Below are 6,537 nucleotides of genomic sequence, written 5' to 3' on the forward strand. Positions count from 1 at the left end.
TTCCACGGCGCGTGGATGTCCTTGTCCGAGAGCGCGGCGAGTTCGGGCACGTAATGGCGGATGAACTTTCCCTTGGCATCGAATTTCTCCGACTGCGTGATCGGATTGAAAATGCGGAAATACGGCTGGGCGTCGCAGCCGCTGGACGACGCCCATTGCCACCCCCCATTATTCGATGACAACTCGAAGTCGTTCAGCAGCGACTCGAAATACCGTTCTCCGCGACGCCAGTCCAGCCCGAGATCCTTTGTCAGAAAACTCGCAACGACCATCCGCAGCCGGTTGTGCATATAGCCGGAAGAGTTGATCTGGCGCATGGCGGCATCGACCAGCGGATAGCCCGTGCGGCCTTCGCACCACGCGGCGAAGTTGCTGTCAGCTACCTCACCGGTTTCCCATTCGATGCGGTCGTACACCGGCTTGAATGCCTTGTGGTCGCCGGGCACGCCGACTTGTGGAAAATGGTGCAGTACGGAGAAATAAAAGTCGCGCCAGATGAGTTCGGACAGCCATGTTTCCGCGCCGCGATTGCCGTGGCGTTGGGCGTCGTGCGCGGTCCGCGCGAGGGCGCGTATGGAAATGGTGCCGTGCCTCAAGTGCACGCTGAGATAGCTCGGCCCCTTGACTCCTGGAAAGTCTCGCGTCCGGTCGTAGTCGGTCATGCGGTCGCGGAAGTCGTCGAAAAGCTGGTACGCGCCGCTCGTGCCTGCGGGCAACGCAGGCGCGTGCTCCTTGCTGAACCCAAGCGACTCCAGCGATGGAATCCCGTGCTTCACGCCCGCCGGCGACTTCGCCAACGCCGAGAGATTTTCCTCCGACGCATACGGTTTCAGCGCATCCGGCGTAAGCGATGCCAGCCAGTTGCGCTTGTACGGCGTAAAAACCGTGTACGGCTTGCCGGCGCCGGTCAGCACGTCGTCCTGATGGAAAATGGTCTGGTCCTTGAACGTGAAAAACGCAACATCGGCGCTCGCCAGCTTTTTCTCGATACCCTCGTCGCGCGCTTTGGCCGACGGCTCATAATCGCGATTGGCGAACACGGCGTTCACGCCGCATTCGCGCACGAGTTCGGGAATTTTATGCGACGGCATGCCGTGACGCACCATCAGCCCGCCGCCAGCCTCGCGCAGGGTTTGGTCCAGTTCAATCACACTTGCGTGAATGAACGGTACGCGCCGATCGTTTTTCGGCAGAGGCGACAGAATTTCGCGGTCGAAAACGAAGGCGCACAGCACCCGGCGACAGCGTGTTAGTGCGTGATAGAGTGCAGCATGGTCTGCCACGCGCAGGTCTCGTCGAAACCAGACTAGCCCCAGTTCAAAGTCGGCCATCAAGTATCGCCTTTGTTAAAATCCGAATTATGTCCAAGACACCCGATCGCATCAATTTGACGAATCAGTTCCTGATCGCCATGCCCAGCATGGCCGATCCCACGTTCTCGGGGACTGTAGTCTACCTTTGCGATCACAGCGAGCGTGGTGCGCTCGGCCTGGTGATCAACCGGCCGACCGACATCGACCTCCAATCGCTTTTCAACCGTATCGACCTGAAGCTCGAGATCGAGCCGCTCGTGCATTTGCCCGTCTATTTCGGCGGACCGGTGCAGACCGAGCGCGGTTTCGTGCTCCACGATCCCGCCGACGGCGATGTCTATACATCGTCCATGAGCGTGCCGGGCGGCCTCGCCATGACCACGTCGAAAGACGTGCTCGAGGCGGTCGCAAGCGGCAAGGGTCCCGAGCGCTTCCTGCTCACGCTCGGCCATGCCGGCTGGGGCGCGGGGCAGCTCGAAGAGGAAATCGCGAAGAACGGCTGGCTGACGGTCGAAGCTGATCCGCGCATCGTCTTCGACGTACCCGCCGAGGACAAGTTGCAGGCGGCGCTGTCGTTGCTGGGCGTGTCGCTTTCCATGTTGTCGGGCGAAGCGGGCCACGCATGACGGGTGACGGCCAGGCTGGAAGCCGTATCGAAGCTACGTTGCTCGCCTTCGATTACGGCGAAAAGCGCATCGGCGTCGCGGTTGGCAATACTTTGACGCGCCATGCGCGGGCGTTGACGGTGCTTGAAAACCGCAGCCGGGAGTATCGGTTCGAGGCGGTCGGGCAGTTGATTGCAGAATGGAATCCGCGCACGGTGATCGTTGGTTTGCCGATGCACCCCGACGGCACGCCGCACGAAATGACGCAGCTCGCCACGCGCTTCGGCAATCAGTTGAACGGCCGGTTCAGCGTGCCGGTGAGCTGGGTGGACGAGCGGTATTCGTCGGTGGAAGCGAAGGCCGAATTGAAACGCAACGGCGTGAAGATGAACGCGAAGGGCCGCTATGACGATATCGATGCCGAAGCCGCCCGCGTCATTCTCCAACAGTATTTCGACCAACTTTCCGACGATCAATCATGAGTTCCATTGACGCCGAGGCGTTGTATCGCGAGTTGCTCGGGCAGATTCGCGCGGCTTACGGCGAGTCGCTCTCGCAAGCGGGTGGTCCGGTGCTCGCCGGTATTTACAGCGGCGGTGTGTGGCTCGCCACGCGGCTCGCGAAAGACCTGAACGTGGCGCAGTTCGGCGTGGTGAACGTGGCGCTGCATCGCGATGACTACGCCAAGAAAGGCCTGCATAGTCAGGCGAGCCCGACGTCCCTGCCGTTCGAAATCGATAACGCGAAAATCCTGCTGATCGACGACGTGCTGTCCACCGGACGCACCGTGCGCGCAGCGGTCAACGAGCTCTACGATTACGGCCGTCCCGCGCAGGTGGAACTCGCTGTGCTCGCCGATCGCGGCGGCCGCGAGTTGCCCATGGCGGCGCGCTTTACGGGCGGTGTGGTGGATGTATCGGCGAGTGCCAATCTCGTGCTCACGCAGCGCGACGACGGCACGCTTTCGTTCAGCACCGAAGCTCGCACGGAATAAGCAGGCACCGACTGAGCACGCGCGGTACGCATTTCTTCTTGTCACGAATCAAGCACCACCAGGATCCACATGAACATGGCCACTCAGGGTTCTGCCGAAAGCAGCGCGCCGGACAGGAAGCCGGCGGTGACGCGCCCAGGCTTTCTCAAAGGCAATCCGCAGCTCACCAAAAACGGCGAACTCAAGCATCTGCTCACCATTGAAGGCCTGCCGCGCGCCATCGTCACGCATATTCTCGATACCGCCGAACAGTTCGTCAGCGTGACCGACCGTGAGATCAAGAAAGTGCCGCTGTTGCGCGGCAAGTCGGTCTTCAACCTGTTCTTCGAAAACTCCACGCGCACGCGAACCACGTTCGAGATCGCCGCGAAGCGATTGTCGGCGGACGTGCTGAACCTGAACATCAATGCGTCGTCCACGAGCAAGGGCGAATCGCTGCTCGACACCATCAACAATCTTTCCGCGATGCACGCCGACATGTTCGTCGTGCGTCATGCGTCGAGCGGGGCGCCGTATCTGATCGCCGAGCATTGCGCGCCGCATGTGCACGTGATCAACGCCGGCGACGGGCGTCATGCGCATCCGACGCAAGGCCTGCTCGACATGTACACGATCCGTCACTACAAGAAGGACTTCAGGAACCTGCGTGTGGCGATTGTCGGCGACATCCTGCATTCGCGGGTGGCGCGCTCCGACATCCATGCGCTGACCACGCTCGGCGTGCCCGAAGTGCGCGCCATCGGGCCGCGCACCTTGTTGCCGAGCAACCTGAACGAGATGGGCGTGCACGTGTATCACAACCTCGACGAAGGCCTGAAGGACGTCGATGTGATCATCATGCTGCGGTTGCAGAACGAGCGCATGAGCGGCGCGTTGCTGCCGTCGGCGCAGGAGTACTTCAAGTCGTGGGGACTCACACCCGAGCGTCTTGCGCTCGCCGCGCCCGATGCCATCGTGATGCATCCGGGACCGATGAATCGTGGCGTCGAAATCGATTCGCAAGTCGCCGATGGCCCGCAGTCCGTGATTCTCAACCAGGTCACCTTCGGGATCGCCGTGCGCATGGCGGTAATGGGCATCGTTGCCGGGAATAGTGATTAAGCCAATGCAAATACATATTCAGGGCGGCACGGTCATCGACCCGGCCGCGGGCACCGAAACACTCGCCGATGTGTTTATCGATGAGGGGAAGATCGTGGGAATCGGCAGTGCGCCCGCCGAGTTTCACGCGGCACGTATCATCGATGCAAAGGGCCTTGTGGTATCGCCGGGTTTTGTGGATTTGAGCGCACGGCTTCGCGAACCCGGGTTCGAGCACAAGGCCACGCTGGAATCCGAAATGGCCGCCGCTGCAGCCGGCGGTGTGACGAGTCTCGTGTGTCCGCCGGACACCGATCCCGTTCTCGATGAACCCGGTCTTGTCGAAATGCTGCGTTTTCGCGCGCACAAGCTGAACAAGGCGCACGTGTATCCGCTGGGTGCGCTGACCGTCGGGCTCAAAGGCGAGGCGATCACCGAAATGGTCGAGTTGACCGGGTCGGGTTGCGTCGGATTTTCACAGGCCGATACGCCGATCGTGAACACCCGCACGCTCTTGCGCGCGCTGCAATATGCGACCACTTACGGTTATGCCGTCTGGCTGCGTCCGCAAGACAGCTACATGGCGAGCGGCGGCGTGGCGGCAAGTGGCGCGGTGGCGTCGCGGCTGGGGTTGTCGGGCGTGCCGGTGTCGGCCGAAACCATCGCGTTGCATACCATCTTCGAGCTGGTCCGCGTGTCGGGCGCGCGCGTGCACTTGTCGCACTTGTCGTCGGCGGCGGGCGTGGCGCTGATGCGGCAGGCGAAGGCCGAAGGTCTCGCCGTGACCTGCGATGTCACCATCAACCATGTTCATCTGACGGACATGGACATCGGCTATTTCAACTCGCAGTTTCGTCTCGATCCGCCGCTGCGCTCGCAGCGTGATCGCGATGCGATTCGCGCGGGTCTGGCCGATGGCACCATCGATGCAATCTGTTCCGATCACACCCCGCTCGATGACGACGAAAAGCTGCTGCCCTTCGCCGAAGCTACCCCGGGCGCGACGGGTCTCGAGTTGCTGTTGTCGCTGACCGTGAAGTGGGCGCGCGAGGCGAACGTGCCGCTGTCGAAGGCGCTGACGCGCATTACGAATTCGCCGGCCGGCGTGCTCAAGCTGAACGCGGGACGCATTGCGGTGGGCGATACCGCCGACCTCTGTCTCTTCGATCCCGCCGCCGAATGGCAGGTCGAACCGGCAAAGCTGAAGAGCCAGGGACATAACTCGCCGTTCCTCGGCTACGAGCTGCCGGCGCGGGTAAGGGCGACGATCGTGGCCGGGCACATTGCCTATGAAGCACTTCCCGGCTGAGGATCGAGAGACCATGCTCGCCATCCGCAAGCTCCGCATCTTTGCGCATCTGCTGCACGGCATGTTCACCGTGGCGACGCGTTTTCCCGACGCGACGCCCCAAACGCGGATGGAATTGAACCGCGCGTGGTCCGTCGAGATGTTGCGCCGATGCGGCATGAAACTCGTCGTCCATAACGATCAGGCGCGGCTCGATAGCGGCGCGCTGGTTGTCGGAAATCACGTTTCGTGGATCGATATATACGTGGTGAATGCATGGCGGCCAACGCCGTTTGTATCGAAGGCCGAAGTGCGTCAGTGGCCGATCGTCGGCTGGCTTGCGCAGCAACTAGACACGATCTTTCTCCAGCGCGAAAAACGCAGCGATGCGAAGCGGATCATGCATGAGCTGTCCGAACGGTTGAAGCGCGGCGAGTTGATGTGCGTGTTTCCAGAAGGGACGACATCGTCGGGCAAGGACTTGCTGCCGTTTCATTCGAATCTGTTTCAGGCGGCGGTGTCGGCGGGCTGTCACGTTCAGCCGATTTGCTTGATGTACGAGGATGGCAGTGGACGGCAGTCGGAAGCGCCGGCTTATATCGATGACCTGACGCTTAGTTTCACATTGAATGCGATGCTGCATGCCAGGCCGCTGACCGCGCATCTTTATGTCTGCGATGCGCTCGCCGCGGGGGATGATCGGCGGGGGCTGGCGAAAGAGGCACAGGCGGCAATTGAAAGCGCGTTGAGACGGATGCAGGCGGGGCTGAGTGCGGTGACCGCGACTGCGACGCAAGAAGAAGTGCCTGCCGAGTCCGCAGACCTCGAGGGGCTTACGCCCGGGCATTGACATGATCCTTGTTACGGGTGGGGCTGGGTTTATCGGCGCGAACTTCGTGCTTGAGTGGCTCAGCGCGTCGAGCGAGGCTGTGCTCAACGTCGACAAGCTGACCTATGCCGGCAACCTGTCCACGCTGCATCCTCTGCAGCACAACCGGAATCACGTTTTTGTACGCGCCGACATCTGCGATCGCGCGGCGATTGACGCGCTGCTCGCTCAGCACAGACCTCGCGCGGTAGTACATTTTGCGGCTGAAAGCCACGTGGACAGATCGATCGACCGACCCGCCGAGTTCGTGCAGACCAACGTAGTCGGCACTTTCACGCTGCTCGAAGCGGCGCTCGCTTACTGGCGAACATTAGCCGATGCCGAACAAGTGGCGTTTCGCTTCCTGCATGTATCGACGGATGAAGTCT

Annotated in this window: 8 protein-coding genes; 7 read left to right on the forward strand and 1 reads right to left on the reverse strand. The window is 61.5% G+C overall.

Features of this window, described 5'->3' with window-relative positions; translation table 11 throughout:
• Window positions 1-1,331, reverse strand: a 1,331-nt coding sequence (locus tag ACFFAR_RS21090; protein ID WP_375508393.1) for a cryptochrome/photolyase family protein, incomplete at its 3' end; no start/stop codon positions are given.
• Between the two features lie 29 nt (window positions 1,332-1,360).
• Here ACFFAR_RS21090 and ACFFAR_RS21095 point away from each other — a divergent pair.
• The 7 genes from ACFFAR_RS21095 to ACFFAR_RS21125 form a co-directional block, all read left to right on the forward strand.
• Complete coding sequence (locus ACFFAR_RS21095; RefSeq protein WP_062167622.1) at window positions 1,361-1,939, forward strand: YqgE/AlgH family protein; 579 nt, start codon at window positions 1,361-1,363, stop codon at window positions 1,937-1,939.
• Window positions 1,936-2,400, forward strand: a complete 465-nt coding sequence (ruvX, locus tag ACFFAR_RS21100; RefSeq protein WP_375508394.1) for a Holliday junction resolvase RuvX — start codon at window positions 1,936-1,938, stop codon at window positions 2,398-2,400. Before ACFFAR_RS21095 ends, ruvX begins: the two co-directional genes overlap by 4 nt.
• Window positions 2,397-2,912 carry a bifunctional pyr operon transcriptional regulator/uracil phosphoribosyltransferase PyrR gene (pyrR, locus tag ACFFAR_RS21105; RefSeq protein ID WP_375508395.1) on the forward strand — a complete coding sequence of 172 codons (516 nt, stop codon included), beginning with the start codon at window positions 2,397-2,399 and terminating at the stop codon, window positions 2,910-2,912. Before ruvX ends, pyrR begins: the two co-directional genes overlap by 4 nt.
• Before the next feature lie 69 nt (window positions 2,913-2,981).
• Window positions 2,982-4,013, forward strand: coding sequence for an aspartate carbamoyltransferase catalytic subunit (locus ACFFAR_RS21110; protein ID WP_143325608.1), 1,032 nt, complete (start codon window positions 2,982-2,984; stop codon window positions 4,011-4,013).
• A 4-nt stretch (window positions 4,014-4,017) separates the two neighbouring features.
• The gene (locus ACFFAR_RS21115) at window positions 4,018-5,301 is read left to right on the forward strand and encodes a dihydroorotase (RefSeq protein WP_375508396.1); all 1,284 of its coding nucleotides are present in this window, start codon (window positions 4,018-4,020) and stop codon (window positions 5,299-5,301) included.
• A 13-nt stretch (window positions 5,302-5,314) separates the two neighbouring features.
• Window positions 5,315-6,130 carry a lysophospholipid acyltransferase family protein gene (locus ACFFAR_RS21120; RefSeq protein ID WP_375508397.1) on the forward strand — a complete coding sequence of 272 codons (816 nt, stop codon included), beginning with the start codon at window positions 5,315-5,317 and terminating at the stop codon, window positions 6,128-6,130.
• Window position 6,131: 1 nt separating this feature from the next.
• A partial coding sequence (locus ACFFAR_RS21125) for a GDP-mannose 4,6-dehydratase (RefSeq protein ID WP_375508398.1) occupies window positions 6,132-6,537 on the forward strand: 406 nt, incomplete at its 3' end.

This window comes from uncultured Caballeronia sp., from assembly GCF_964243625.1.
GTDB lineage: Bacteria > Pseudomonadota > Gammaproteobacteria > Burkholderiales > Burkholderiaceae > Caballeronia.

Coding starts and splice junctions, on each gene's coding strand:
- ACFFAR_RS21095 (WP_062167622.1), top strand. CDS start 1,361: ATGTCCAAGACACCCGATCGCATCAATTTGACGAATCAGTTCCTGATC.
- ruvX (WP_375508394.1), top strand. CDS start 1,936: ATGACGGGTGACGGCCAGGCTGGAAGCCGTATCGAAGCTACGTTGCTC.
- pyrR (WP_375508395.1), top strand. CDS start 2,397: ATGAGTTCCATTGACGCCGAGGCGTTGTATCGCGAGTTGCTCGGGCAG.
- ACFFAR_RS21110 (WP_143325608.1), top strand. CDS start 2,982: ATGAACATGGCCACTCAGGGTTCTGCCGAAAGCAGCGCGCCGGACAGG.
- ACFFAR_RS21115 (WP_375508396.1), top strand. CDS start 4,018: ATGCAAATACATATTCAGGGCGGCACGGTCATCGACCCGGCCGCGGGC.
- ACFFAR_RS21120 (WP_375508397.1), top strand. CDS start 5,315: ATGCTCGCCATCCGCAAGCTCCGCATCTTTGCGCATCTGCTGCACGGC.